Source organism: Frigoribacterium faeni, from assembly GCF_007988805.1.
Classification (GTDB): domain Bacteria; phylum Actinomycetota; class Actinomycetes; order Actinomycetales; family Microbacteriaceae; genus Frigoribacterium; species Frigoribacterium faeni.
This window is the reverse complement of record NZ_BJUV01000027.1, coordinates 17,515-40,990: the sequence shown is the minus strand read 5'-3', so window position 1 is coordinate 40,990 and position 23,476 is coordinate 17,515. Positions and strand designations below refer to the sequence as shown.

General features: G+C 71.2%; 26 protein-coding genes. 9 read left to right on the top strand and 17 right to left on the bottom strand.

Annotation, left to right across the window (positions count from 1 at the left end):
* Positions 1-278: 278 nt before the first annotated feature.
* From FFA01_RS12185 to FFA01_RS12175, 3 genes are all read left to right on the top strand, one after another.
* Positions 279-1,715 carry an ice-binding family protein gene (locus FFA01_RS12185; RefSeq protein ID WP_146856455.1) on the top strand — a complete coding sequence of 479 codons (1,437 nt, stop codon included), beginning with the start codon at positions 279-281 and terminating at the stop codon, positions 1,713-1,715.
* 100 nt (positions 1,716-1,815) lie between these two features.
* Positions 1,816-2,331 carry a MarR family winged helix-turn-helix transcriptional regulator gene (locus tag FFA01_RS12180; protein WP_167627369.1) on the top strand — a complete coding sequence of 172 codons (516 nt, stop codon included), beginning with the start codon at positions 1,816-1,818 and terminating at the stop codon, positions 2,329-2,331.
* A gap of 122 nt (positions 2,332-2,453) precedes the next feature.
* Positions 2,454-3,113 (top strand): biliverdin-producing heme oxygenase, encoded by a 660-nt coding sequence (locus FFA01_RS12175; protein WP_146856453.1) that lies wholly within the window; start codon positions 2,454-2,456, stop codon positions 3,111-3,113.
* Between the two features lie 15 nt (positions 3,114-3,128).
* Here the strand turns inward: FFA01_RS12175 and FFA01_RS12170 are convergent, their stop codons facing one another.
* The gene (locus tag FFA01_RS12170) at positions 3,129-4,451 is read right to left on the bottom strand and encodes an ATP-dependent DNA helicase (protein ID WP_146856452.1); all 1,323 of its coding nucleotides are present in this window, start codon (positions 4,449-4,451) and stop codon (positions 3,129-3,131) included.
* Positions 4,452-4,574: 123 nt separating this feature from the next.
* Here FFA01_RS12170 and FFA01_RS12165 point away from each other — a divergent pair, with 123 nt between their 5' ends.
* Positions 4,575-5,573, top strand: coding sequence for a hypothetical protein (locus tag FFA01_RS12165; RefSeq protein WP_146856451.1), 999 nt, complete (start codon positions 4,575-4,577; stop codon positions 5,571-5,573).
* Between the two features lie 19 nt (positions 5,574-5,592).
* Here FFA01_RS12165 and FFA01_RS12160 read toward each other — a convergent pair whose 3' ends face one another.
* From FFA01_RS12160 to FFA01_RS12150, 3 genes are read right to left on the bottom strand one after another with little or no spacing between them, the layout of a single operon-like run.
* A complete protein-coding gene (locus tag FFA01_RS12160; protein ID WP_146856450.1) occupies positions 5,593-6,354 on the bottom strand; it encodes a hypothetical protein in 762 nt (253 codons plus the stop codon).
* Positions 6,351-7,289: an ABC transporter ATP-binding protein gene (locus tag FFA01_RS12155; protein ID WP_146856449.1), complete on the bottom strand. Its 939-nt coding sequence runs from the start codon at positions 7,287-7,289 to the stop codon at positions 6,351-6,353. Before FFA01_RS12155 ends, FFA01_RS12160 begins: the two co-directional genes overlap by 4 nt.
* A complete protein-coding gene (locus FFA01_RS12150; protein WP_146856448.1) occupies positions 7,289-7,645 on the bottom strand; it encodes a GntR family transcriptional regulator in 357 nt (118 codons plus the stop codon). The genes FFA01_RS12155 and FFA01_RS12150 overlap by 1 nt, the downstream gene beginning before the upstream one ends.
* Before the next feature lie 481 nt (positions 7,646-8,126).
* On the opposite strand from FFA01_RS12150, the gene FFA01_RS12145 reads away from it, so the two are divergent.
* Complete coding sequence (locus FFA01_RS12145) at positions 8,127-8,861, top strand: hypothetical protein (RefSeq protein WP_146856447.1); 735 nt, start codon at positions 8,127-8,129, stop codon at positions 8,859-8,861.
* A gap of 1 nt (position 8,862) precedes the next feature.
* A complete protein-coding gene (locus tag FFA01_RS12140) occupies positions 8,863-9,576 on the top strand; it encodes a hypothetical protein (RefSeq protein ID WP_146856446.1) in 714 nt (237 codons plus the stop codon).
* A 122-nt stretch (positions 9,577-9,698) separates the two neighbouring features.
* Here FFA01_RS12140 and FFA01_RS12135 read toward each other — a convergent pair whose 3' ends face one another.
* Positions 9,699-10,724: a GlxA family transcriptional regulator gene (locus tag FFA01_RS12135; protein WP_371859209.1), complete on the bottom strand. Its 1,026-nt coding sequence runs from the start codon at positions 10,722-10,724 to the stop codon at positions 9,699-9,701.
* 110 nt (positions 10,725-10,834) lie between these two features.
* Between FFA01_RS12135 and FFA01_RS15965 the strand changes: the two genes are divergently transcribed.
* From FFA01_RS15965 to FFA01_RS12125, 3 genes are all read left to right on the top strand, one after another.
* A complete protein-coding gene (locus FFA01_RS15965; protein WP_167627368.1) occupies positions 10,835-11,011 on the top strand; it encodes a hypothetical protein in 177 nt (58 codons plus the stop codon).
* Positions 11,008-11,628: an HD domain-containing protein gene (locus FFA01_RS12130; protein ID WP_146856445.1), complete on the top strand. Its 621-nt coding sequence runs from the start codon at positions 11,008-11,010 to the stop codon at positions 11,626-11,628. The genes FFA01_RS15965 and FFA01_RS12130 overlap by 4 nt, the downstream gene beginning before the upstream one ends.
* Positions 11,629-12,501: 873 nt before the next feature.
* Complete coding sequence (locus FFA01_RS12125) at positions 12,502-13,551, top strand: LLM class flavin-dependent oxidoreductase (RefSeq protein WP_146856444.1); 1,050 nt, start codon at positions 12,502-12,504, stop codon at positions 13,549-13,551.
* Positions 13,552-13,648: 97 nt separating this feature from the next.
* On the opposite strand, the gene FFA01_RS12120 is transcribed toward FFA01_RS12125, so the two are convergent.
* The 12 genes from FFA01_RS12120 to FFA01_RS12065 all read right to left on the bottom strand — a co-directional run bounded on the left by FFA01_RS12120 (position 13,649) and on the right by FFA01_RS12065 (position 23,471).
* On the bottom strand, positions 13,649-13,957 hold the full coding sequence (locus tag FFA01_RS12120) for an excalibur calcium-binding domain-containing protein (protein WP_244289827.1): 309 nt from the start codon (positions 13,955-13,957) through the stop codon (positions 13,649-13,651).
* Positions 13,958-14,102: 145 nt separating this feature from the next.
* A complete protein-coding gene (locus FFA01_RS12115; RefSeq protein WP_208720917.1) occupies positions 14,103-16,085 on the bottom strand; it encodes a bifunctional copper resistance protein CopD/cytochrome c oxidase assembly protein in 1,983 nt (660 codons plus the stop codon).
* Between the two features lie 194 nt (positions 16,086-16,279).
* A complete protein-coding gene (locus FFA01_RS12110; protein ID WP_043595940.1) occupies positions 16,280-16,567 on the bottom strand; it encodes an HU family DNA-binding protein in 288 nt (95 codons plus the stop codon).
* A 104-nt stretch (positions 16,568-16,671) separates the two neighbouring features.
* Positions 16,672-16,977 (bottom strand): 30S ribosomal protein S14, encoded by a 306-nt coding sequence (gene rpsN, locus FFA01_RS12105; RefSeq protein WP_146856442.1) that lies wholly within the window; start codon positions 16,975-16,977, stop codon positions 16,672-16,674.
* A gap of 2 nt (positions 16,978-16,979) precedes the next feature.
* On the bottom strand, positions 16,980-17,147 hold the full coding sequence (gene rpmG, locus FFA01_RS12100) for a 50S ribosomal protein L33 (RefSeq protein ID WP_043595944.1): 168 nt from the start codon (positions 17,145-17,147) through the stop codon (positions 16,980-16,982).
* Entirely contained in the window at positions 17,147-17,383 is a 237-nt protein-coding gene (rpmB, locus tag FFA01_RS12095) for a 50S ribosomal protein L28 (RefSeq protein ID WP_043595945.1), read from the bottom strand. Before rpmB ends, rpmG begins: the two co-directional genes overlap by 1 nt.
* 238 nt (positions 17,384-17,621) lie before the next feature.
* A complete protein-coding gene (locus tag FFA01_RS12090) occupies positions 17,622-18,053 on the bottom strand; it encodes a Fur family transcriptional regulator (RefSeq protein ID WP_146856441.1) in 432 nt (143 codons plus the stop codon).
* Between the two features lie 18 nt (positions 18,054-18,071).
* On the bottom strand, positions 18,072-18,965 hold the full coding sequence (locus FFA01_RS12085) for a metal ABC transporter permease (RefSeq protein WP_146856440.1): 894 nt from the start codon (positions 18,963-18,965) through the stop codon (positions 18,072-18,074).
* A complete protein-coding gene (locus tag FFA01_RS12080) occupies positions 18,962-19,762 on the bottom strand; it encodes a metal ABC transporter ATP-binding protein (RefSeq protein ID WP_146856458.1) in 801 nt (266 codons plus the stop codon). The genes FFA01_RS12085 and FFA01_RS12080 overlap by 4 nt, the downstream gene beginning before the upstream one ends.
* Positions 19,763-19,833: 71 nt before the next feature.
* A complete protein-coding gene (locus tag FFA01_RS12075; protein WP_146856439.1) occupies positions 19,834-20,832 on the bottom strand; it encodes a metal ABC transporter solute-binding protein, Zn/Mn family in 999 nt (332 codons plus the stop codon).
* Positions 20,833-20,955: 123 nt separating this feature from the next.
* Positions 20,956-22,494 (bottom strand): dihydrolipoamide acetyltransferase family protein, encoded by a 1,539-nt coding sequence (locus tag FFA01_RS12070; RefSeq protein ID WP_146856438.1) that lies wholly within the window; start codon positions 22,492-22,494, stop codon positions 20,956-20,958.
* A gap of 11 nt (positions 22,495-22,505) precedes the next feature.
* Positions 22,506-23,471: an alpha-ketoacid dehydrogenase subunit beta gene (locus tag FFA01_RS12065; protein WP_182501191.1), complete on the bottom strand. Its 966-nt coding sequence runs from the start codon at positions 23,469-23,471 to the stop codon at positions 22,506-22,508.
* Positions 23,472-23,476: the final 5 nt, after the last annotated feature.

Sequence of the window (23,476 nt, the reverse complement as noted above, 5' to 3'; positions counted from 1 at the left end):
GGGGCCGCACTCCCCAGTGCGGCTCCGCCAGGCCGTGATCGCTGACCGGCGATCGACGGCGCCCCCCGAAGGGCGCCGAGCGGCTGTGATCACTGTGCGGCCCCGACGCTCGAGATCGTCTCTCGCCGGGCCGATTCTCAGAAACTGCTTAAAAACGTGCGGTAATTGGATGAATCATTGCGCAATCCACCGGAACCACGTATATCTCAGGTAACGGGGAACATCCGCACGTCCGACACGTGCGTTCAGGTGCCTCCTCTCCTTAGTCAGGTGCCGCCATGGCCCGCTCGACGTCCACCCTCCCCCTCGCCCGTTCGGCGGTGGTGCTCGGCCTGGCCGCAGCGCTCACGCTGTCGACGGCCTTCTCGGCCCAGGCCGACACGATCATCGACGGGCCGGTGGACCTCGGCTCGGCCAGCACCTACGGCGTCCTCGCCGGTTCGACGGTCACCAACACCGGCACGAGCGTCGTCCGAGGCGACGTCGGCCTCAGCCCGGGGACGAGCGTGACCGGTTTCACCGGCGGGCCCGGGGTGATCGTCGGCGGCGTGCAGCACGTGAACGACGCCCCCGCCGCTCTCGCCAAGGCCGACCTGCGCACCGCCTACGGCGTCGCCGCGAGCCTCACCCCGCAGGAGAGCGGGATCACCGAGCTCAACGGCCGTTCGCTGAGCCCCGGGGTCTACTCCGGAGGCGCGGTGCAGCTCGCCGACACCGGCGCGCTGGCCTTCGCGGGCTCGGCCGACTCCGTCTGGGTGATCCAGGCCGCCAGCAGCCTGACCATCGGCTCCGCGACCCGCATGACCTTCTCGGGCGGCGCGAGCGCGTGCAACGTGTTCTGGCAGGTGGGCAGCTCGGCCACTCTCGGTGCGGCCGCCCAGTTCCAGGGCACGATCCTCGCGCAGCAGTCGATCACCGCCACGACCGGAGCCACCGTCGCCGGGCGTCTGCTCGCTCGCACCGGGGCCGTCACCCTCGACACGAACACCATCACGGTGCCCCAGAACTGCGCGCCTCCCGGCACCCCGTCGGGGACGACGTCGCCCACCATCACCTCGGGCACCCCCTCCGACGGCACCGTCGGCACGCCCTACTCGTACGAGGTGACGGCGACCGGCAACCCGGCCCCGACCTTCACGGTCACCGACGGCACCCTGCCCGCCGGCTTGGCCCTCGACTCCGACTCGGGCATCATCTCGGGCACGCCGACCACTCCCGGCGACACGACCGTGACCATCACGGCCGACAACGGCGCCGCCCCCTCCGACAGCGAGACCTACACGATCGGCGTGACCGACGTCGCGGTCGTGCCCACGCCCGGACCGACGCCCGCGCCGACGCCCGCTCCGACGCCCGCTCCCACCCCCGCGCCGTCGGACTCGCCCACCCCGGCACCGTCCGACTCGCCCACCCCGGCGCCCTCGGACTCGCCGACCGCGACGCCCACGCCGTCCGACTCGCCGACTCCGTCCGCGACGACTCCGATCTTCCCGGCCGGTGACGACTTCGGCGGCAACGGCAACGGCAACGGCAACGGCAACGGCGGCGGCAACGGCGGCGGCACCTCCGGCTCGGACTCCTCCGGTGCGCTGGCCTTCACCGGCAGCGAGTCGAGCGGTCCGCTCCTGGCCGGCGGGCTCGTCCTGCTCGCGGGTGTGGCCCTGGTGGTCGTCGGCGCGGTCCGTCGACGACGTGCGCTCCTCACCGAGAAGTGACCCGAACCTCCTGACGGCCACCTTCGTGTGCTTCGATGGTGACCTGCGGATGTTCAGACACGACTGACGGATGCTCGCGGACCGATTCGAGAGGTCCCTCATGAGCGACGCACCGGCAGCACCCGCCCTCCTCCCCGACGACGACTTCGTCTTCGAGGCCGACACCTCGTCGGGGAGGGTGGTCGCCGCCATCTACGCGATGCAGGACGCCGCCGCGCTGTTCCAGGCCAGGCTCAGGGCCCGGGTCGACATCGGCGCGAACGAGCTGGTGGCGGTGCAGTACCTCGCCCGGCTCGAGATGCAGGGCATCCAGGGTCGTCCCAAGGGGTTGGCCGCGGTGCTCGGAGTGACGAGTTCGGCCGCGTCGATCATCGTGACGCGGCTGGTGTCGCGCGGATACGTCACGCGCGAGGCGAACCCGCACGACGGCCGTGGCCAGGTGCTGGCCCTGACGCGGGCGCTGCACGACGACGTCCGGCGCGCGACCGGAGGGGGGAGGCTCGGAGCCCTCGGTCAGGTCACGGGCCTGTCGGAGCGCGAGTCGAACCGCGTCGTCCGACTGCTCGGGCAGGTGACGTCGGGGTACGCCGACTCGGCGGTCGGCCCGACGGCCTAGCGTCCTATCCGTCCTGCGGACGCGAGCATCCGCTGAGGTTTCGCCCGGAGGCGTAGCCGTGGCGCGCCTCCCTCGCTATGGTTAGGGTCACCTAACCGACTCATGGAACGGAGGGGCCCGCGATGTCCGTCGTCATCCCCTTCTCGCAGGCCCTGCGGGAGCGCACCTCGGCGTCGAGCGCCACCGGCGACATCGGCTGCACGTTCATGGCCGACCTGATGACCGGGCGCGGCACCCGCGACGACTACGTCCAGATGCTCGCCCAGCACTTCTTCGTCTACGAGGCGCTCGAGGAGGCGGCCGAGCGGTTCGCCGGCGACGAGGTCGCGGCACCCTTCCTCTCACCGGCCCTCACCCGGCTGCCCGCGATCACCTCCGACCTGGCCTTCCTGCTGGGCGACGACTGGCGGTCGCGGATCGAGCCGCTCGCCGTGACGAGCGACTATCGCGCCCGCATCCGGTCGGCGTCCGAGTGGGTCGGCGGCTTCATCGCGCACCACTACACGCGCTACCTCGGCGACCTGTCGGGCGGCCAGCTGATCCGCGGCATCATGCAGCGTCGGTTCGGCTTCGACACGAACGGCGTCGGGTTCTTCCTGTTCGCCGAGATCGCCGAGCCGAAGGAGTTCAAGTCGACCTACCGTCGGCAGCTCGACGCCGTCGACTGGAGTCCGGAGGCGCGTGAGAGCGTGCTCGACGAGGTGGCCGTCGCCTACCGCTTCAGCACCGAGCTGTTCGTCGAGCTCGCCGCCGCGAAGGCGGCGGCGTCCGCCGCCGCGTGATCGCGCCGCTCGCGCTCAGGCCCCGTCGCCCGCCATCGCCGTCGCGTCGGCGGCCGCCCGGATCGCCGGCACGCGCGTGGCCTGGCTCATGAACCGCCGCACGTCGAGGTCGACGATGATGTCGGCCGGCCGGAGGGGCCGAGAGAGGTAGAGGCCCTCGAGCGAGGTGATCCGGCTGAGGGCGACGTAGGTCTGCCCGGCGCTGAACACCCGCGAGCCGAGGTCGACGATGGCGCTGTCGTAGGTCTTGCCCTGGGACTTGTGGATCGTGACGGCCCAGGCCAGCCGCAGCGGGAACTGCGTGAACTCGGCCACGACGTCTTTGCGCAGCTGCTTGGTCGACTGGGAGTAGCTGTAGCTGTACTTCTCCCAGACGGCGGGCTGCACCTCGTGCTCCTCGCCGTCGACCTCGACGAACACGGTGTCGCGCACCTTCGTCACGGTGCCGGTGGTGCCATTGACCCAGCGCTGGTCGGAGTCGTTGCGCAGGAACATCACCCGGGCGCCCCGCTTGAGCTCGAGGGCCTCGTCGGCCGGGAAGGCCCGGCCGCCGAACTCGCCGCTGACCTCGGCCCGGGCGGTCAGCACCTTGCCCGGCAGCCGCTCGAGCTCGACCTTGTTGATGCGGTTGACGGTGTCGTTGCGGGTAGCGAGCGTGATCGCGTCGCCGTCGGCCGGCACGGGGCGGGCGCCGGCGGCGTTGAGGTGCCCGGCGATCTCGGCGGTGACGCGTCCGTGCCGGACGGCGTTGAGCATCTCCTTGAAGTCGCCCTCGGTCTGCCGGTGGATGAAGGCGAGCTCGTAGATGCGCAGCGCCGCGTCGTTCCAGACGTGGGCGTCGAAGAACCACATCGACCGGTAGTTGTCTCGGAAGTACGCGCGCTCCTCCGCGTCGCCCGGCACCGGCGGCAGCTGGTACGGGTCGCCGAAGAGCACCACCTGCACGCCGCCGAACGGCTCGGACCTGCGCTGCCGCGCCTGGCGGAGCGACCGGTCGATGGCGTCCATCAGGTCGGCGTTGACCATCGAGACCTCGTCGATCACCAGGGTGTCGATCGTGTTCAGCAGCTTGCGCAGCTCGGCGTTCTGGTCGATGTCGTGGTCGGCGATGAGCCCGATGGAGAGGCGGAAAAGGGAGTGGATGGTCTGCCCGCCGACGTTGAGCGCGGCGACCCCGGTGGGCGCGCAGATGACGACCTGCTTCTCGGTGTTCCAGGACAGGTGGTTCAGCAGGGTCGACTTGCCGGTGCCGGCCCGTCCGGTGACGAAGATGTGCTCGCGGGTGTTCTCGATGGCGTCGAACACGGCCTGCTGTTCGGCGGAGAGCGCGACGGACACGGAGGGGGCGACCTTTCGACGAGTCGGGAGGGGGAGGGCGAGGCGGTGACGGGCGCGTCCAATCTACCCGCGCCTCCTCGGATCCTCGGCGATCCGTGACCTCGGCCGACCTACACTGTGCAGATGTCTTCTGCTGTGGGGGAGAGAAGGGCCGCTCCACGCCGGTGGCCCTTAGTCGCCATCTGGGGAGGCGCGGCCGTCCTCGTCGTCGTCGCGTTCCTCGTGACCGTCGCCGCCCTCAACGCGACCGTCTACAGCGCGGGCGGCTTCGCGCGCGGCTACGTCGACGCCGTCGATCGCGGCGACGTCTCGAGCGCTCTCACGCTCGCCGGGGTCGAGGTCACCGACGACCTCGACGACAGCCTGCTCGACGTCCCCTCGCTGGGCGGGCTCGCCGACGTGCACCAGGTCTCCGAGCTCGAGCTCGGCGACGGCACCCGCACGGTGACCCTCGGCTACACGCTCGACGGGGTCGCGGGCGAGTCGCAGTTCGTGGTGCGCGAGGCCGGCACGCGGTTCGGGTTCTTCCGCCAGTGGAGCTTCGCTCAGTCGCCCACCGCCACGATCGACGTCACCCCGCGCAACGACCCGCGCTTCGAGGTCGACGGTCGCCGGGTGACGACGACCGGCGGCGACGTGACCACCCGGTTCACCGTGCTCGCCCCGTCGCGCTTCGAGCTCTCGCACGACAGCACCTATCTGCACGCCGAGCCGGTCGAGGTCAGCGCCGCGAGCGTCTCGTCGACGACGGCGGTGGCGGTCGACATCCGACCCCGGGCGTCGTTCGCCGAGGTGCTGCAGACGCAGCTCGACTCGCAGCTCGACCGGAGCTGCGTCACGCAGAAGGTGCTGCTGCCCGCGGGCTGCCCCTTCGGGCGCCAGGTCGACGACCGGGTGATCGGCGAGCCCGCCTGGTCGATGGTGACGCACCCCACGGTCGCCGTCGTGCCGTCCTCGACCCCCGGCCAGTGGCTCGTCGACGAGGCGCCGGGGACCGCCCATCTCGTGGTCGAGGCGCAGTCGCTCTTCGACGGCCGCGTCTACACGATCGACGAGGACGTCCCCTTCACCGTGAGCTACACGATGACGATCGCCCCCGACGACACCCTCAGCTTCCAGTAGCCGAGGAGGCGCGGGCCGGCTACCGGACGGACGCCCGGCGCAGGAACGCGAACGTCCCGCCGACCGACAGCACGATGAGCGCGGCGGCTCCGACGACGAGCCACCACGGTCGGAAGGCCGTAGTCAGCGCGTCGAACGACGGCACCGCGACGAGCAGGACCACGGCGAGCACGAGCACCGTCGCAAGACTGATGGCGAGCGGTCCGCGGGGCCCGAAGCGCAGCCAGGCGGCGCCGAAGACGCTGCCGATCGAGAGGCACAGCAGGCTGCTCACGGCGATCGTCGCGGCGAACGTCGCCGGGTCGCCCGCTCCGAGCAGACCGACGTCGAAGACGTAGAACCCGCCGAACCAGTGGTCGGTGAGCAGCTCGAGGCCGAGCAGCGCGGTGAAGACGGCGGTGAGGTAGAGCGAGGTCAGCAGGTGGGCGAGGGTCGTGCCGAGCGCGAAGTCACGGCGGGTGGTGCCGAGGGACGCGGCCAGGGGGAACGTCGACGCCACCGTCGAGACGCCGAGTGCGACGAAGTAGCCCGTCTGGGCCCAGGCGATGGCCGGGTTCAGACGCGCGCCGGCGGCGTAGTCCGCCGCGGTCGACCCACCCGCGGTGGCGCGTTGGATCGCGACCTGGATGACGATCGTCACGACGAACACGACGGCGGTGATGATCAGCGGCACGACGAGCACGTTGATCCGTCGGGCGAGGTGGAGGCGGGTGACCGCCGCCACCCTGCTCGACGTCGGCGTCGCGCCTCGTGCTGCTTCGGTCAACGGCAGGGCGGTCATGACCGGGCTCCTTCGCTGTCGGTGGTGGCAAGGGTGGTGTCCGCCCCCGCGTCGATCGGGTCGGGGTCGGCGTCCGCCCCGAGGGCTGCGACGACCTGCTGCAGGGTGACCCGCGAGAGCTCGACGCCGAGGCGGTCGGCGTCGGCGCGGACCGCCGCATCGGCCGCACCGTCGACCGTGGCCGTCATCAGACCGCCGATCGTGTGGGTCGACAGAGGTCGTCGGCCGGCCAGGAACCCCTGCACGGCGCGGGTGGTCCCGGCGACGGCGAAGGCCGAGGCGCGTGCCTCGTCGACGTCGCAGTCGAGGCGGACCCGACCTCGGTCGAGCACCACCACCTGCTCGAGCAGGGGCTCCATCTCGTCGATCAGATGGGTCGACAGCAGGATCGTCCGCGGGTGCTCGGCGTAGTCGGAGAGGAGGCGGTCGTAGAAGATCTGCCGCGCGGTCGCGTCGAGGCCCAGGTAGGGCTCGTCGAAGATCGTCAGGGGAGCGCGCGACGCCAGGCCCACGACGATCGAGACGGCCGAGGCCTGGCCTCGCGACATCTTCTTGATCGCGGTCCTCGGCGAGAGACGGAAGTCCGCGACGAGCGATGCGGCCAGCTCGGCATCCCACCCGCGGTGGAAGGCCGGTGCGGTCGAGAGCAGGTGCGTCAGACGGAAGTCGTCGGGGTAGCGCTGATCGTCCCGGATGAACGACGTCCGCGACAGCACCGTCGCGTCGTCGACCGGATCGTGTCCGAAGACGCGCACCGTGCCTCCCGACGGTCGCTCCTGACCGGCGATGTGGGCCATGACGGTGGTCTTGCCCGCGCCGTTGCGACCCAGGAGTCCGCAGACGGTGTTCTCGGCGACGGTGAACGTGACCCCGTCGAGGGCGAGGGTGGAGCCGTAGCGTCGGTGCAGATCGGTGATCTCGATCGCGGTGCTCATCAGGTGTTCTCCTGTTCGATCAGGCTCATGAGGGTCGGGAGGTCGATGCCGAGGGCTGCGGCCTCGCGCATCAGGGGGCGCACGTACCCGGCGGCGAAGGCGGCGCGCCGCTGCTCGCTCAGTCGATCGCGGGCGCCGGCGGCGACGAACATGCCGACGCCGCGACGCTTGTAGAGGATCCCGCGGTCGACGAGCAGGTTGACGGCCTTTCCGGCTGTGGCGGGGTTGATGCGGTAGAACGCGGCGAACTCGTTGGTCGAGGCCACCTGCTCGTCCTCGGGGTAGGTGCCGTCGAGCACACGCTGCTCGATCCGGTCGGCGAGCTGCTGGAAGATCGGAGTGGACTCGTCGAACATGCGCACCTCCTCACTGGTTCATTACTTGACTAATGAACCTAGGAGGTTCGTGTCGTGCTGTCAAGAGGGGCGGCAAGTCGTCTGCGGGCCTGGGCGCGGGCCCCGGTTCGCCAGCGGGCGGCGGTCGCGATGCAGGGGCGCGGCCCCGAGCCTGGGGCACGGCGCCAGGAAATGGGCACCGCGCCAGGAGAAAGCCTGGCGCTGTGCCCATCGCGTGGTGCTGTAGATCCGGCTCCGGCTGCGGCCCTGGCCGCGAAGCGAGTGGCGGGAGCGCCTGCGCACGGCCCTGCCGTCCGGCTCGACTACTGTCGTCGAGTCGTCACCCCCGTGACGCATCCCTCTTGTTGCTCTGGCAATCGACCGTGCGCGGCGCTTCCCCGGTGTCAACAATACATAGATCCTGCGAGAATGACAGAAGTCGAGCATGATCCGCTCGCGCCGCGTCGATCGCGTGCCCCCGACGTGGTGAGAGGAGGTGTGCATGTCCGTCCCCTCCTCCGAGTTCCGTGACTGGGCGCGCCTCGTCGGCCTCCCCACGGCCGCGCTGCCTCTCGCCCGCGCGCTCGGAGTGAGCCGCAGCACCCTCCAGGCGCAGCTGCTCCGGGGCCGGGTGCCCGAGGTCCAGGTGGTGACGGCCGCCCGCGCGGCCGGGGTCGCACCGGCGGCCGCGCTCACGGCCTTCGACCGGTACGCCGATCTCGCCGACCTGCCGATCGCTCCGTCGACCGCCGAGGTGCTCGCGCAGGTCGAGCTCGCCGACGCCCTCGTGGCTCTCGTCGGTCGCCAGATCGACGGCTCGCGCGAGGCGCTCGTCGGGGTGCACGAGTGGCGCGACCCGCCGCAGCCCGGGTCGGTCCGCAACTGGCTCGACGCGGTCGACCCGGGAGCCCTGCGCGCGACCCTCGCCGAACGCTGGCGGATCGCGCCCTCGAACCTGTCGGCGGCCATCACCTCGGCCCGCCTGCGCCCCTCGCAGCTGATCGAGATCAGCCGCATCGCGGGCACCTCGTGGACGGGCGGGCTCGCCGCCGCAGGAATTCTCACGCTGGAGGAGGCAGGATGGAGGCACGGTGCCAGACCCGAAGCCCTGGCACGCTTGTCCGACGTCGACCTGAACGACCTGGTCGCCGACCGCCTCTCCGCGGCGCAACGCGACGCCCGTCGCCTGGCCGCCGACCGGGACGCGGCGCACCGCATCCACGACACCCTGGGGTGACATGACCATCGCATTCTTCATCGTCGTCGTGCTGGCGGCGCTGGCTCTCACGCGCCTCCCCGGGGCCATCCGCGGACGGAACCCGCTCATCGCCGCATCGGCCGTCGCGATCGCGCTGGCCTTCGCGCTGATCACCGCGCCGGTCTACGAGGCCGTCGACCGCCTCCTGCCGATCGTGAACGCCACCGACCTCGTGGCGAAGCTGCTGCTCTTCACCGGTCTGCTGCTGGCCGGCACGCAGGTCGCCCGCGCCTACGACGCCCCGCGCACGCAGCGGCTCGTCTCGGGCTGGCCCGGCGTCGCCGTCTTCGCGGGGCTGTTCGTGGTCGAGGTCGTGGTCTTCGTCGTGGTCGACGCGGGCGCCCGGTCCGCGGACCTCGCGGCCGACCTCGACCAGCCGCTCGTCCGCCTGTACTCGACGGTGGCGACGGCCTACCCCGCCTACGTCTTCGCTCTGCTGCTGCCGCACGTCGCGCGCGGGCTGCGGAGCTCGCAGACGAGCACGCGGGTGACCTCGGCGTTCCTCACCGCGGGCGGGGTGCTCGCGCTGGTCCGTCTCGTGCTCGGGCTCGTCACCCTCGTGGCGCCCGGCGCCTACCCGGTGGGTCAGGTGGTCAGCGGCGTCGCGGCCGTGCTGGTCGCGGTCGGGCTCGCGACGGCGTTCTTCGCGCGGATCGCGCGCCGTCGTCATGACGCCGCTGAACCCGCCCGCTGAGGGCTCGCTGGGCGGTCTGCACCGCGTTCCGGTCACCGCACCGCTCCTAGTCGCGGTGCGGTGTCCGTTCCGCGGTGCGGTGCCCGTTCCGCGGTGCGGTGTGCGGCGCCACCGCGGCGCGGTCAGGCGAGCTCGAGCTGAGGCGCATCCGCCGGGCACGCGAACGCCGCCCGATACGCCCGCGGCGTCGTGCCGAGCACGCGCCCGAAGTGGTGCCGCAGCACCGCCGCCGACCCGAACCCGACCTCGTCGGCGATCGCGTCGAGCCCGAGGTTCGTGCTCTCGAGCAGCTGCTGCGACCGCAGGAGGCGCTGCGACGTCAACCAGGCGCCCGGCGTCGTCCCCAGCTCGGCCTTGAATCGGCGGGCGAAGGTCCGAGGCGACATGTGCGCCCGGGCGGCCAGCGCCTCCACGGGGAGGTCGCGGTCGAGATGCGCCAGCATCCAGTCGGTGAGCGGGGCGAGCGATGTCTCGACCTCGGTCGGCATCGGCCGCTCGATGAACTGGCTCTGCCCGCCGTCGCGGTGGGCCGGTACGACCATGCGCCGGGCGATCACGTTCGCGGCGGCCGCGCCGTGCACCCGTCGGACGAAGTGCAGGCACGCGTCGATGCCGGCCGCGGTGCCGGCGCTCGTGATGACGCGGCGGTCCTCGACGAAGAGCACGTCGGCGTCGACCTCGGTGGCCGGGAACTCCGACTGCAGCCGGTCACTGTAGCGCCAGTGCGTCGTCGACCGGCGGCCGTCGAGCACGCCGGCCTCGGCGAGGACGAACGCGCCGCTGCAGACGCTGATCAGCCAGGCGCCGCGTGCCTCGGCCTCGACGAGCAACGTGCGCACGGCGTCGGAGAGTCCGCCGGCCATGCCGTAGTTCCATAGCGCGGGCACGCAGATCACGTCGGCCTCGGCCGCCGCCTCGAGGCCGAGCTCGACGGTGATGCCGAAGCCCTGGTTCGTGCGGATCGTGCCGGGGGTCTCGGTCACGATGCGGTGGTCGAAGGCCGGCCCGCCGTCGTCGCTGCGGTCGAGGCCGAACACCTCGCAGAGCACCCCGAACTCGAACGGAGCGATGCCGTCGGCGACCAGGGTCGCGACGACCATCCGGGGGAGCGGAGTCGCGCCGGCGGCGGCACGCACCGGAGGGGTCATGGTCGACACGGCGGTCTCCTCGGTTCGGGATGCGGTGTTGGCAGTACTTCGTCGAACTGTGGCAACACTGCCACTCGTGGCGGGATCTGTCCACTCATAGATTCTCTGCCATGACCATCGTCCAGCTCGTCCTGATCCTGCTTCTCGCCGCGGTCGCCCTCGTGGGCGTCGTCGCGTCGATGCTCGCCGTCCTGCGGGACGGCTTCGGCCCCGTGCCCACCGACCCGAAGCGCGCGTCCGCCGACCGCGAGACGACGTCCGGCACCGAGGAGGCGCGGCTCCGATGATCGACGCCTCCCACCTCGACCGGCTGCTCACGCCCCCGACGCCCACCGCCGAGCGGGCTCTCGCCGTGGCGCGCGGGCAGGCCTCGCCGTCCCTCGTCGACCACAGCCTGCGGTCGTTCGCCTTCGCCGCGGCGCTCGGCGAGCAGGAGGGCCTCGCCGTCGACGGCGAGCTGCTCTGGGTGGCGGCGATGCTGCACGACGTCGGCCTCGCACCGCAGTTCGACAGTCACACCGTGGCGTTCGAGCGGTCGGGGGCGGAGGTCGCACGGGTCTTCACCGCGGGCGCCGGCTGGGATGTCGAGCGGCAGCAGCGGACCGCCGAGGTCATCGAGCGGCACATGTGGCCGACCGTGTCGGCGGAGCTCGACGTCGAGGGGCACCTGCTCGAGCGGGCGACGAGCCTCGACGTGAGCGGCGCGGCTCCGGGGGACTGGGACTCGTCGTTCGTCTCGGCCGTCGTCGCCCGGCTGCCCCGCGGACGCTTCGGCGACGTGTTCGCGACGCTCGCCGCCGAGCAGGCGCACCGCAAGCCGTCGAGCGAGGCGGGCCGGTCGGTGCGGGCCGGGCTGCCGGCCCGCGCCCGGGCCAATCCGCTCGACGAGCTGCCCGCGGCCTGACGCGCCCGTGCCCGCACCCTCGGCTGCACCGCACCGCGTCCCGTGCACCGCACCACGTCTAGTCCGGGTGCGCTAGACGGAACGCGGTGCGGTGGATGCGGCGCGGCCGCCGACGCGCCGCACCGCGTCCCGTGCACCGCACCACGTCTAGTCCGGGTGACCTGTACGGAACGCGGTGCGGTGGGTGCGGCGGGGCGTGCCGTGCACCGCACCGCGTCTCGTGCACTGCACCGCGTCTCGTGCACCGCACCGCGTTTTGGGCGTCGCACCGCGTGCCGTGCGCTGCAACGCGTCTAGTCCGGGTGTGCTGCACGGAACGCGGTGCGGTGAGCCCGGTGCGGCCGCTGACGCGCCGCACCGCTTCTCGTGCACGGCATCGCGTCTCGTGCGTCGCATCGGGTCTCGTGCGTCGCACCGCGTCGCGGGCGTCGCACCGCGTACCGTGCACTGCGCCGCGCCTAGTCCGGGTGCGCTGTACGGAACGCGGTGCGGTGAGCGCGGCGGGACGCCTCACGCGTGGCTCCGTGTGCCCCACCGCATCCCGTGCACTGCACTGCGTCGCGGGCGTCGCACCGCGTGGCGTGCGCTGCACCGCGTCTAGTCCGGGTGCGGTGTTCGGAACGCGGTGCGGTGAGTGCGGCGGGGCCGCCGATGCGTCGCACCGCGTCTCGTGCACTGCACCGCGTTTTGTACACGGCACGGCGTGCCGTGCGTCGCACCGCGTGGGGTGCGCGGTGCCGCGTCTAGTCCGGGTGCGCTGTACGGAACGCGGTGCGATGAGCCCGGCGCGACCCGCCCGGGCACTGGACGCGCGCCTCCTCGACGGGTACAATTCATGCAAACGTATGAATAAGTGAGACGGTCAGGAGTCCCATGTCACACCCCCTCGAGTTCGGCCTCGACACCTTCGGCGACGTCACCGAGCGCCCCGCCAGCGGCGACGGCGCCGGAACGCTGGTCACCCACGCCCAGGCCATCCGCGACCTCGTCGAGCAGGCCGTCCTCGCCGATCGCGTCGGACTCGACTTCATCGGCGTCGGCGAGCACCACCGCGTCGACTTCGCCGTCTCGGCCCCCGAGGTCGTGCTCGCCGCCATCGCCGCCCGCACCGAGCGGATCCGTCTCGGCTCGGCCGTCACCGTCCTCAGCTCCGACGACCCGGTGCGCGTGTACGAGCGCTTCGCCACCGTCGACGCCGTGTCGAACGGTCGCGCGGAGGTGATCCTCGGACGGGGTTCGTTCACCGAGTCGTTCCCGCTGTTCGGCCTCGACCTCCAGGACTACGAGAAGCTCTTCGAGGAGAAGATCGAGCTGTTCGCCGAGCTGCTGAAGGACGAGGCCGTGACCTGGCAGGGCAGCGTGCGCGGGTCGCTCAGCGACCAGTGGGTCTACCCGCGCCCCGAGTCCGGCACGCTGAAGACCTGGGTCGGCGTCGGCGGCTCGCCGCAGTCGGTGATCCGGGCCGCGCACTACGGGCTGCCGCTGTTCCTCGCGATCATCGGCGGTCAGCCGGCCCAGTTCGCGCCCTACGCCGACCTCTACCGTCGCGCGCTGACCGAGTTCGGCAAGCCCTCGCAGCCCATCGCCATGCACTCGCCCGGATTCATCGCCGAGACCGACGCCGAGGCCAAGGAGATCCTCTACCCGTACCAGGAGGAGCAGACCAATCAGCTCGGCCGTGAGCGCGGCTGGCCGCCCTACTCGCGCCCGCAGTACGAGCAGAGCGCGAACCCGACGGGAGCGCTCTACGTCGGCTCGCCCGAGACCGTCGCGCAGAAGATCGCGAAGAACCTCACGCTGCTCGGCGCGAGCCGGTTCGACCTGCGCTACAGCATGGGACGCCTGCCGCACGAGCACATGATGCGCAGCATCGAGCTCTACGGCACCGAGGTCGTGCCGCGCGTGCGCGAGCTGATGGCCTGACGCGTCACCGCCGCGCCGCGGACGCACCGAGCCGAGGAGGCGCGGGTCGAGAGGTCTCGACCCGCGCCTCCTCGGCTCCCTCCGTCGTCGACGGGAGTCAGCTCTTCTCGCAGGCGATGCCGTCCTTGTCGCGGTCGAGCTTCGCGTTGGCGTTGTAGAGCGCCGTGTCGGTCTTGACCGTGCCCTTGAGCTTGCGCTTCTCGACCGTGCCGTTCGACTTCGTGACCTTGTTCACCGTGACTCCCTTCTTGGCGATGCCGCCCGACCACGACTTCTGCACCTCGGTGCAGTTCGCGTAGGTCTTGGGAGCGGCGAAGGCGGGGGCGCCGCCGCCGAGCGTCAGGCCGGCGGCCACGGCGATCGCGACGAACGCGACTCGGGTGCGGGCGAAGGTGGTGGTCGACACGGGGATCCTCTCGGCGTGCTCGGGCAGCACCTGTCGAGGGTGTCTCATGAGTGCGGCGGCGGCCAGCCCCCCGATCGGGTCACGCGCGCCCGGGCGACAGGCGGGGTGAGAACCCGGGGTGAGAGCCCGGTGTCAGAGCCCGGTGTCAGTGCCCGCGGTCGGCGCGCGCCAGGGCCTCGAGGTTCTCGTTGTAGGCCTTCAGCTCGGCGTCGTCGTCGCGGTCGGCCTTGCGGTCCTTCCGCTTGGCCTCGCGGGTGTCGCTGCGGCTCCACATGATGGCCACCGCGATCGCGAGCGAGACCGTCGGGATCTCGCCGACGCTCCAGGCGATGCCGCCGGCGGCGTACTGGTCCGCCATCGGGGTGGCGCCCCAGGTGCGGCCCATCGCGCCGTACCAGTCGGCGAGGAACAGCCCCGTGCTCGTCATGATGCTGAGCCCGAAGAACGCGTGGAACGCCATCGTCGCCAGCAGCACGAGGAGCCGCATCGGGTAGGGCAGGCGGCCCTTGACCGGGTCGATGCCGATCATCGACTGCACGAACAGGTACCCGACGATCAGGAAGTGCACGATCATCCAGTAGTGGCCGAGGTGCGTCGTGGTCGCCCAGCTGAAGAGCGACGTGTAGTAGAAGACGAACAGCGAGCCGGCGAACAGGACCGCCGACACGATCGGGTTGCTGATGACGTGCGCGTAGCCCGAGTGCACGAGGATCATGATCCACTCGCGGGGCCCGCGCGTGCCGTCGGTCCGCTTGTGGATCGCCCGCAAGGCGAGCGTCACCGGCGCACCCGGGACCAGCAGCACCGGCACCACCATGCCGAGAGCCATGTGAGCGAGCATGTGCGCGCTGAACAGGTACTCCTCGTAGACGTTGGGTGCGCCGCAGGTGATGTAGAAGAGCACGACCATGCCGGCGATCCACGACACGGTGCGGCCGGCCGACCAGCGGTCGCCGCGACGGCGCAGTCGCGCGACGCCGGCCAGGTAGAAGAAGACGCCGAAGGCGCAGATCAGAGCCAAGAGCATGTCGGGGTTCCACTCGGTGATCCAGCGGATCGGGGTGAGCTCGGGCGGCAGCAGCTCCTCGGTGAGGATCTCGGCGGGGGTCGGGTCGGCGAGGTCGGTCGTCGCGACCTGCTCGACGGGGGTCGCCGTCCGTCCGAGGGCGGCGGCGACGCCGGAGGCGAGGCCCATGAAGGCGAGCTCGGCCGAGACGAACCACCAGAACAGGCGGGTCGTGGCCTTCGGGTGGGTGGCCATCCGGGCGACCAGGAACCTCCGCTGCACGACGCCGAAGAGCCCGAGCGCCACGAGCGCGAAGGTCTTGATCAGGACGAGGACGCCGTAGCCCGTCGTCAACGACGACCAGCTGCCGAGACGCAGGGCCGCGCTGCCCACGCCCGAGACCCCCACGACGACGAAGCACACGATGGCCAGGGTCGAGTAGCGCGCGAGCACGACGCCGAGCCGGCCGTTCTCGAGGGTGCTGCGCAGCAGCACCAGCGCCAGGAGCCCGCCGAGCCAGACGGAGGCGCCGACCAGGTGCAGGGCCAGGTTGGTGACGGCCGCGTCGTGGCCGCTCGCACCGGCGGCGTGACCCTGCTGCGCGATGGGGATCAGTCCGCCCATGGCGAGGAGCGTGACGCCGATCAGCAGCCAGATGTTGCGGACGACGAAGCACAGCACCGTGACCGCGGCGGCGATCAGCGTGGTGATCAGCCAGGCGTTGCCGAGCTCGGTGTCGGTGAGGAAGAACGCGAGGGTGCGGCCGAACTGGTCGTCGAAGGTGACGGCGACGTTGGCGACGCTGAGGAACGTGAAGAACGTGGTGACGGCCGAGGCCACGGCCCAGAAGCCGGCGGCGCCCGCCGCGATGTCGAGGGCGCGGTCGAACTCGGGCCGATCGCGGGCCAGGGCGAAGCAGGTGAGGGCCAGCGTGCCGATCGTCGCGGCGGCGCCGATGTTGTTCAGCATCTTGGCCATGGGCAGCCCGTACCGGACGACCTCGCCGGGGTCGACGACGAGCGGGGCGTCGGCCGCGCCGCCCAGCTTGAGGGCGACGAGCAGCGAGGCGAACGCCACCAGCACGAGCAGCGCGGGCCCGGTGATGCGGGTCAGTTTCGGCACGGGTTCCAGCCTAGGTCGGGTCGTCCGCCTGAACGGACGGATGGTTCGGCCCCGAGACACACGAAATGCCCCGAGACGCACGAAAGGCCCCGAGACGCACGAAAGGCCCCGAGACGCACGAGAGGCCCCGAGACGCACGAAAGGGGGTGGCGACCGAAGTCGACACCCCCTGGGGCTTCGTGAGAAGCGGAGGACTACTTGACAGCGGCCTTCAGCTTGCTGCCGGCGCTGACCTTGACGCTGTCGCTCGCAGCGATCTCGAGAGCCTCGCCCGTCTGCGGGTTGCGGCCGGTACGAGCGGCACGGTGCGTCTTCTCGAAGGCGATCCATCCGGGGATGGTGACCTTCGTGCCGTCGGCGACGGACTTCGAGACGACGGAGAAGAACGCGTCGACGACGCCGCTGACGGCGGCCTGGCTCTGGCCGGACTCGGAAGCGACAGCTGCGACGAGCTCGGTACGGTTCAGTGACTTGTCAGCCATGTAATTGTCCTCCTCGGACTTCGTTCGTAAGACGAGACGCGGCGTTCACCGTGTCCGTGCGGTACAGGCCAGAGACCCGAGGGCCCTGTGGAACCGCGTAAAACCTACCAGGAAGACTTCGTGATGCCCGGAAGCTCACCGCGGTGAGCCATGTCGCGGAAGCGGACACGGCTGATGCCGTAGGCCTTGAGGTGACCGCGGGGGCGGCCGTCGACCTGGTCGCGGTTGCGGAGACGGACCGGCGACGCGTCGCGGGGCAGCTTCTGCAGACCGAGACGAGCGGCCTCGCGGCTCTCGTCGGTGCCGTTCGGGTCGATGAGCGCCTTCTTGAGCTCGAGACGCTTCTCGGCGTAACGGGCGACGATGACGGCGCGCTGGTCGTTCTTGGCGATCTTGCTCTTCTTGGCCATGTTTAGCGCTCCTCGCGGAATTCGACGTGCTTGCGGATCACGGGGTCGTACTTCTTCAGCACGAGGCGATCGGGGTTGTTACGACGGTTCTTCTTGGTCACGTACGTGAAACCGGTGCCCGCCGTCGAGCGGAGCTTGATGATGGGACGGACGTCCTGCTGACGAGCCATTAGATCTTCTCCCCACGAGCGAGCAGGTCCTTCACGACCGACTCGATGCCACGAGCGTCGATGACCTTGATCCCCTTGGCGCTGAGCTGCAGGGTCACGTTACGACGAAGCGACGGCACGTAGTACGTCTTCTTCTGGATGTTCGGGTCGAAACGACGCTTGGTGCGTCGGTGCGAGTGCGAGATGTTGTGTCCGAAGCCGGGAACGGCTCCGGTCACCTGGCATGTTGCTGCCATGATGTTCCTCCGTAGATACCGTGAGAGCACGTCGTCCGCAGGACGACGACCCTCACCCAAGGTCACTTGTCGGCGCGCGTCACCCCGGTGAATCCGCCGGGCGGACTCGGTGATGCAGGGGATCGGCGCACATGAGCGCAGAGAGCACTCAACCAAACGAGAAGCTTACGCGACACGCCCGGGGACACGCAACCCGTGCCTCCTCGGCGTCACGGTGACGCAGCCCGGGAGGCGCGGGTCACTCCCGAGCGGGAGCCCGCGTCACCGCCGGGTCCCGTCCCGCGGCCACCTCGGCCGAGCACGCCGCGCAGCGCCCGAACACGTCGACGACGTGCTGCGCCTCGGTGAACCCGTGCGTCGCGGCGACGTGCTGCGCCCAGGTCTCGACCTCGTCGGCCTCGATCTCGACGGTCGTCCCGCAGGTGCGGCAGATCAGGTGGTGGTGGTGCGTGCCGGGGGTGCAGGCCCGGTAGAGGCTCTCGCCCTCCTGCTGCAGCGAGTCGGCCGAGCCGTCGGCGGCGAGGTCGGCGAGGGCGCGGTAGACGGTCGCGAGACCGATGCCGGTGTCGCGCAGGTGGGCGTGCAGCGACTGGGCGCTCACGAACCCCTCGCTCGTGCCGAGCGCCTCGCGCACCGCCTCGCGCTGCCACGTGTTGCGCCGCACTACCATCTCGTACCGCCGACCATCTCAGACCTCCTGCTTCGCGGCCAAGGGTACCCGGGCGCCTCGGGAGGGCCTGAGCGACCGCGCGTCGCGCCGCCGGCCGACGAGCCGGCAGATCAGCCAGATGGCGAACGAGATGGTGGTCACGTACGGGCTGATCGGCAGTCCGCCGCCCAGCGCCAGCAGGATGCCGCCGACCACGGAGACGACGGCGAAGACGACGCTGAGCACCGGCACGAGTCGGGGGTTGACGGTCAGGCGCAGAGCGGCCGCGGCGGGCGTGACGAGCAGCGACAGCACCAGCAGGGCGCCGACGATCTGCACCGAGACGGCCACCGCGAGCCCCAGCACGAGCATGAACACGATACCGAGCGAGCGAACGGGGATGCCCGCGGCCGCCGCGACGTCGGGGTCGACGCTCGCGAAGGTCAGGGGGCGCCAGACGACGAGCAGGGTGACGATCACGATCGCCGAGATCACCATCAGCGCGCCGAGCTGCGGGTTGTCGACGGCGACGATCTGGCCGGTCAGCAGCCCGAAGCGGTTGGCCGAGCGACCCTGGTACAGGGCGAGGCAGAGGATGCCGATGCCGAGGCCGAACGGCATGAGGACGGCGATGATCGAGTTGCGCTCCCGGGCCCGCGACCCGAGCAGCCCGATCAGCAGGGCGGCCACGACGCTGCCCGCCAGGGAGCCGGCGACGACGTTCGCGCCGAAGAGCAGCGCCGCCGACGCCCCCGCGAAGGAGAGCTCGCTGATGCCGTGCACGGCGAACGGCATGTTGCGTGTCAGCACGAACGGGCCGATCAGCCCGCCGACGAGACCGAGCACGGCGCCAGCGATGATGGAGTTCTTCACCAGCACGACGAGCTCGCCGAAGTCCTGGAACGAGAACAGCTGGGTCCACAGGTCGGTCATCGCTGCCCTCCGTCGGCGTCCGGCTCGAGGTGGTGGTCGTCGTGCCCGTGGCTGCCCACGATGACGATGCGTCCCATCGTGCGGATGACGTCGACGGGGGTCCCGTACAGCTCGCTGAGCACCGGGGCCTGCAGCACCTCGTCGGGTGTGCCGATGCGGAACGACCCGCCGGCGAGGTAGAGCACCCGGTCGACGACGTCGAGGATCGGATTGACGTCGTGGGTGACGAACACGACGGCGGCGTCGCGAGCGCGTCGCTGTCGGTCGAGCAGCTCGGTGACCCCGCGCTGGTGGCGCATATCGAGGGAGATCAGGGGTTCGTCGCAGAGCAGCAGGGCGGGATCGGCCGCGAGCGCCTGTCCGACGCGGGCGCGTTGCTGCTCACCGCCCGAGAGCGACGCGACGGGTGCGTCGGCGAACGACGTGGCGCCGACCTCGTCGACGAGGGCGTCGATCGCGGCGCGTTCGGCGGCGGACTCGCGCCGCAGGCCCCAGCGGTGGCCCGTGACGCCGAGGGCGATCATGTCGCGGGTGCGCAGCGGCGTGCCGGCCTCCATGAGTCGTTGCTGCGGGACGTAGCCGATGCGTCGGTGCCCGCGTCGCACGGGCCGGCCGAGGAACTCGATCGACCCCGTCGTGAGCTCCTGCTGCCCGAGGATCGTCCGCAGCATCGTCGTCTTGCCCGCGCCGTTGGGGCCGAGCACGGCGATGAACTCGCCCGGGGCGACGTCGAGGTCGAGTCCGGCCCAGAGGGTCCGGTCGCCGAAGCTCACGCCGGCGTCGCGCAGGCGCAGCACGGCGTCGCCGTCACGCCCGGCCGAGGAGGCGCGGGTCGCGACGGCGACGGAGTCGTCGGTCGGACCGGGGGTCACTTCTCGAGTGCCGCCGAGATCGCGTCGATGTTGCTCTGCTGCCACGAGATGTAATCATCCCCCTCCGGGAGGAGTTCCGTGACCGGCACGATCGCGACACCCGCGTCGGAGGCCGCGCTCTCGACCGCCTCGGTCTCGGGGCTCGAGGTCTGCTCGTTGTAGGCGAGCAGGTCGACCCGGCCGTCCGTGAAGAGCTTGAGCGTCTCGTTCAGCACGGCGGGCGAGACGTCGTCGCCCTCCTCGATGGCCTCCGAGAACGACGCCGGGGTCACGTTGACCAGGCCCATGTCGTCGAAGAGGTAGCCGGGCACGGGCTCGGTGTAGGCGACCGACTGGCCGTCGTGGGCCTGGTGGATCTGCTCGACCTGCGCCTCCAGGTCGGTGATCCGCTCGCCGAAGGCGGCGGCGTTCGCCGTGAACGCGTCGGCCTGGGCGGGGTCGACCTCGCCCAGCCGGTGCGCGATCTCGTCGGCCAGGGCGGCCATGCTCGGCAGGCTGTAGAAGACGTGCTCGTTGAAGGCGCCGTGGTCGTGGTCGTGCTCGTCCGTCTCGGCGTCGGCCGACCCGGTCGACTCGTCGGCGTGCTCGTCATCCGAGTGCGCGTCGCCCTCCGCGTCGGGGTCGAGGCCCGAGACGTCGACGGCGGTGACGACGGCGGCCGACGAGTCGCCGGCGCTGAGCATCGTGTCGACGAAGGCGTCGTAGCCGCCGCCGTTCTCGATCACGACGTCGGCCTTCGAGACGGCCAGCTGCGTGCGGGCGTCGGCCTCGTACGAGTGCGGGTCCTGCGAGGGGTCGCTGATGATGCTGGTCACGTCGACCGCGTCGCCCCCGACGGTCCGGGCGATGTCGCCGTAGACGTTCGTGGACGCGACCACCGAGATCGCGCCTCCGTCGTCGGCCCCGGCCGCGTCGTGGCTCGACGAGCAGCCGCTCAGCACGAGTGCCGCCGCGGCGGGCAGGGCGAGCAGGGGGAGGGCGCGAGACGTTCTCATGACCGCAACGCTATTGCTACTGATAATGATTGTCAAAACCGTGCGCCGACGTCGCGCATCCGAAAACCGGCGCCACACCCCGAGTGAACGGGGTGTGGCGCCGGTTACGAGGTGTCGCGAGGCTCAGTCGAGCAGCAGCGCCGGCTCCTCGATGACGCTCGCCACGTCGGCCACGAAGCGGCTGGCCACGTCGCCGTCGACGACCCGGTGGTCGAAGCTCGCGCCGATCGTGGTCACCATGCGGCTGCGCACCTCGCCGTCGACGACCCAGGGCTTCTGCTTGATGGTGCCGAGCGCGACGATCGCGACCTCGCCCGGGTTGAGGATCGGGGTGCCGGTGTCCATGCCGAAGACGCCGATGTTGGTGATGGTGATGGTGCCGTCCTGCATGTCGGCCGGCGTGGTCTTGCCGTCGCGAGCGGTCAGGGTCAGCTGCTCGAGGGCCTGGGCCAGCTCGAGGAGGCTCATCGACTGCGCCTCCTTCACATTCGGCACGATGAGCCCGCGGGGAGTGGCGGCGGCGATGCCGAGGTTGACGAAGTGCCGCACCAGGATCTCGCGATCGGTCCAGGCGCTGTTGACCATCGGGTTGCGGCGCACGGCCCAGATGATGGCCTTGGCCATGATCAGCAGCGGAGACACCTTGACGCCGGCGAACTGCGGAGACGTCTTGAGGCGCTTGACGAACTCCATGGTGCGGGTGGCGTCGACGTCGACGAACAGGCTGACGTGCGGGGCCGTGAACGCCGACGACGTCATGGCCGCCGCGATCGCCTTGCGGACGCCCTTGACCGGGATCCGCTCGATGCGCTCCTCGCCCCACTCGGGCGTCTCGATGTTGCGGAAGACGCTGGCCTGCTGCGCGTGGCGGATGACGTCGTCGCGCGTGACCTCGCCGGCCAGGCCCGTGGGCTGCACGATCGACAGGTCGACCTCGAGGTCCTTGGCCAGCTTGCGGATCGGCGGCTTGGCGATGATCGGCAGCGCCTGCGCGGCGGGGACCGACGTCGTCGGGCGACGGCGGGCCTGTTCGGCGACGCGCAGCTGACGGGCGTCGACCTCGGTCTGGGTCGGCTTGCGGCGACGGGTCGAGCCGGTGCCGCCGGCGGCGCCGTAGCCCACCAGCACGGCACCCGAGCCGCCGTCGCCGCCGTCGGCGTGCGACGACGCGACCGAGCCGGTGCCGCCGCTCGCCGCGACGGCGTCGGCCGACGGAGCCGGGGCGACGGGGGCGGCCGCCGGGGTGGTCGGAGCCGAGGAGGCGCCGGTCGCCACGACGGGGATCGATGCGGTGTCGAGACCCCGCGCCCGCTGCTCGGAGAGGGCCTCCTCGTTCTGCGAGATGATCTGCGCGGTCCGGGCGAGGCCGCCCGATTCGGAGGCCTCGGCCTCGGCGGCGCGGTCGGAGGGGGTGCGCGGGGCGCTGCCGTCGGCGATGGTGATGATCGGGGTGCCGACGTCGACCGTCTCACCCGAGGCGACGAGCACGCTCTCGACGACGCCGGCGTACGGCGACGGCAGCTCGACGAGCGACTTGGCGGTCTCGATCTCGACGAGCACCTGGTTGATCTGGACGGTGTCGCCGGGGGCGACCTTCCATTCGACGATCTCGGCCTCGGTCAGGCCCTCGCCGACGTCGGGCAGAGCGAATTCGCTGGTCATGACGGTCTCTCTCAGTACGCGAGGGCGCGGTCGACGGCCTCGAGCACGCGGTCGGCGTCGGGCAGGTACAGGGTCTCGAGCTTGGCGGGCGGGAAGGGCGTGTCGAACCCGCTGACGCGCAGCACGGGCGCCTCGAGCGAGTAGAACGCCTTCTCGGCGACGGTCGCGGCGATCTCGGAGCCGACGCTCACGAAGCCGGGCGCCTCCTGCGCGATCACGAGACGACCGGTCTTGCGGACCGACTCGAGGATGGGTCCGTAGTCGACCGGCGACAGCGAGCGGAGGTCGACGACCTCGGCGCTGATCCCCTCGGCGGCGGCGATCTCGGCGGCCTGCAGCAGGGCGCTGACCATGGCGCCGTGGCCGAGCAGGGTGACCTCGGTGCCCGTGCGGACGACGCGGCTGGCGTGCAGCGGCGCCTGCGGGTCGCTCCGGTCGACCTCGCCCTTGGGCCAGTACCGGCTCTTAGGCTCGAAGAACATGACCGGGTCGTTCGACCGGATGGCCTCCTGGATCATCCAGTAGGCGTCGTGCGCCGTGCTCGGGCTGACCACCCGGAGGCCGGCCGTGTGCGCGAAGTACGCCTCGGGGCTCTCCTGGTGGTGCTCGACGGCGCCGATGTGCCCGCCGTAGGGCACGCGGATGACGACGGGCATCTGCAGCGTGCCCTCGTGGCGGGCCGTCATCTTGGCCAGCTGCGAGGTGATCTGGTCGAAGCCGGGGTAGATGAAGCCGTCGAACTGGATCTCGACGACGGGGCGGAAGCCGCCCATCGCGAGCCCGATGGCGGTGCCGACGATGCCCGACTCGGCCAGCGGGGTGTCGATCACGCGGTTCGCGCCGAACTCGGCCTGCAGCCCCTCGGTCACGCGGAACACGCCGCCGAGGGTGCCGATGTCCTCGCCCATCAGCAGGACGCGGGGGTCGTCGGACATCGCCTTGCGCAGGCCGGCGTTGATCGCACGGCCGAGAGGCATGGTCT

Coding starts and splice junctions, on each gene's coding strand:
- FFA01_RS12185 (WP_146856455.1), top strand. CDS start 279: ATGGCCCGCTCGACGTCCACCCTCCCCCTCGCCCGTTCGGCGGTGGTG.
- FFA01_RS12180 (WP_167627369.1), top strand. CDS start 1,816: ATGAGCGACGCACCGGCAGCACCCGCCCTCCTCCCCGACGACGACTTC.
- FFA01_RS12175 (WP_146856453.1), top strand. CDS start 2,454: ATGTCCGTCGTCATCCCCTTCTCGCAGGCCCTGCGGGAGCGCACCTCG.
- FFA01_RS12165 (WP_146856451.1), top strand. CDS start 4,575: ATGTCTTCTGCTGTGGGGGAGAGAAGGGCCGCTCCACGCCGGTGGCCC.
- FFA01_RS12160 (WP_146856450.1), bottom strand. CDS start 6,354: ATGACCGCCCTGCCGTTGACCGAAGCAGCACGAGGCGCGACGCCGACG.
- FFA01_RS12155 (WP_146856449.1), bottom strand. CDS start 7,289: ATGAGCACCGCGATCGAGATCACCGATCTGCACCGACGCTACGGCTCC.
- FFA01_RS12150 (WP_146856448.1), bottom strand. CDS start 7,645: ATGTTCGACGAGTCCACTCCGATCTTCCAGCAGCTCGCCGACCGGATC.
- FFA01_RS12145 (WP_146856447.1), top strand. CDS start 8,127: ATGTCCGTCCCCTCCTCCGAGTTCCGTGACTGGGCGCGCCTCGTCGGC.
- FFA01_RS12140 (WP_146856446.1), top strand. CDS start 8,863: ATGACCATCGCATTCTTCATCGTCGTCGTGCTGGCGGCGCTGGCTCTC.
- FFA01_RS12135 (WP_371859209.1), bottom strand. CDS start 10,724: ATGACCCCTCCGGTGCGTGCCGCCGCCGGCGCGACTCCGCTCCCCCGG.
- FFA01_RS15965 (WP_167627368.1), top strand. CDS start 10,835: ATGACCATCGTCCAGCTCGTCCTGATCCTGCTTCTCGCCGCGGTCGCC.
- FFA01_RS12130 (WP_146856445.1), top strand. CDS start 11,008: ATGATCGACGCCTCCCACCTCGACCGGCTGCTCACGCCCCCGACGCCC.
- FFA01_RS12125 (WP_146856444.1), top strand. CDS start 12,502: ATGTCACACCCCCTCGAGTTCGGCCTCGACACCTTCGGCGACGTCACC.
- FFA01_RS12110 (WP_043595940.1), bottom strand. CDS start 16,567: ATGGCTGACAAGTCACTGAACCGTACCGAGCTCGTCGCAGCTGTCGCT.
- rpsN (WP_146856442.1), bottom strand. CDS start 16,977: ATGGCCAAGAAGAGCAAGATCGCCAAGAACGACCAGCGCGCCGTCATC.
- rpmG (WP_043595944.1), bottom strand. CDS start 17,147: ATGGCTCGTCAGCAGGACGTCCGTCCCATCATCAAGCTCCGCTCGACG.
- rpmB (WP_043595945.1), bottom strand. CDS start 17,383: ATGGCAGCAACATGCCAGGTGACCGGAGCCGTTCCCGGCTTCGGACAC.
- FFA01_RS12090 (WP_146856441.1), bottom strand. CDS start 18,053: ATGGTAGTGCGGCGCAACACGTGGCAGCGCGAGGCGGTGCGCGAGGCG.
- FFA01_RS12085 (WP_146856440.1), bottom strand. CDS start 18,965: ATGACCGACCTGTGGACCCAGCTGTTCTCGTTCCAGGACTTCGGCGAG.
- FFA01_RS12075 (WP_146856439.1), bottom strand. CDS start 20,832: ATGAGAACGTCTCGCGCCCTCCCCCTGCTCGCCCTGCCCGCCGCGGCG.
- FFA01_RS12070 (WP_146856438.1), bottom strand. CDS start 22,494: ATGACCAGCGAATTCGCTCTGCCCGACGTCGGCGAGGGCCTGACCGAG.
- FFA01_RS12065 (WP_182501191.1), bottom strand. CDS start 23,471: ATGCCTCTCGGCCGTGCGATCAACGCCGGCCTGCGCAAGGCGATGTCC.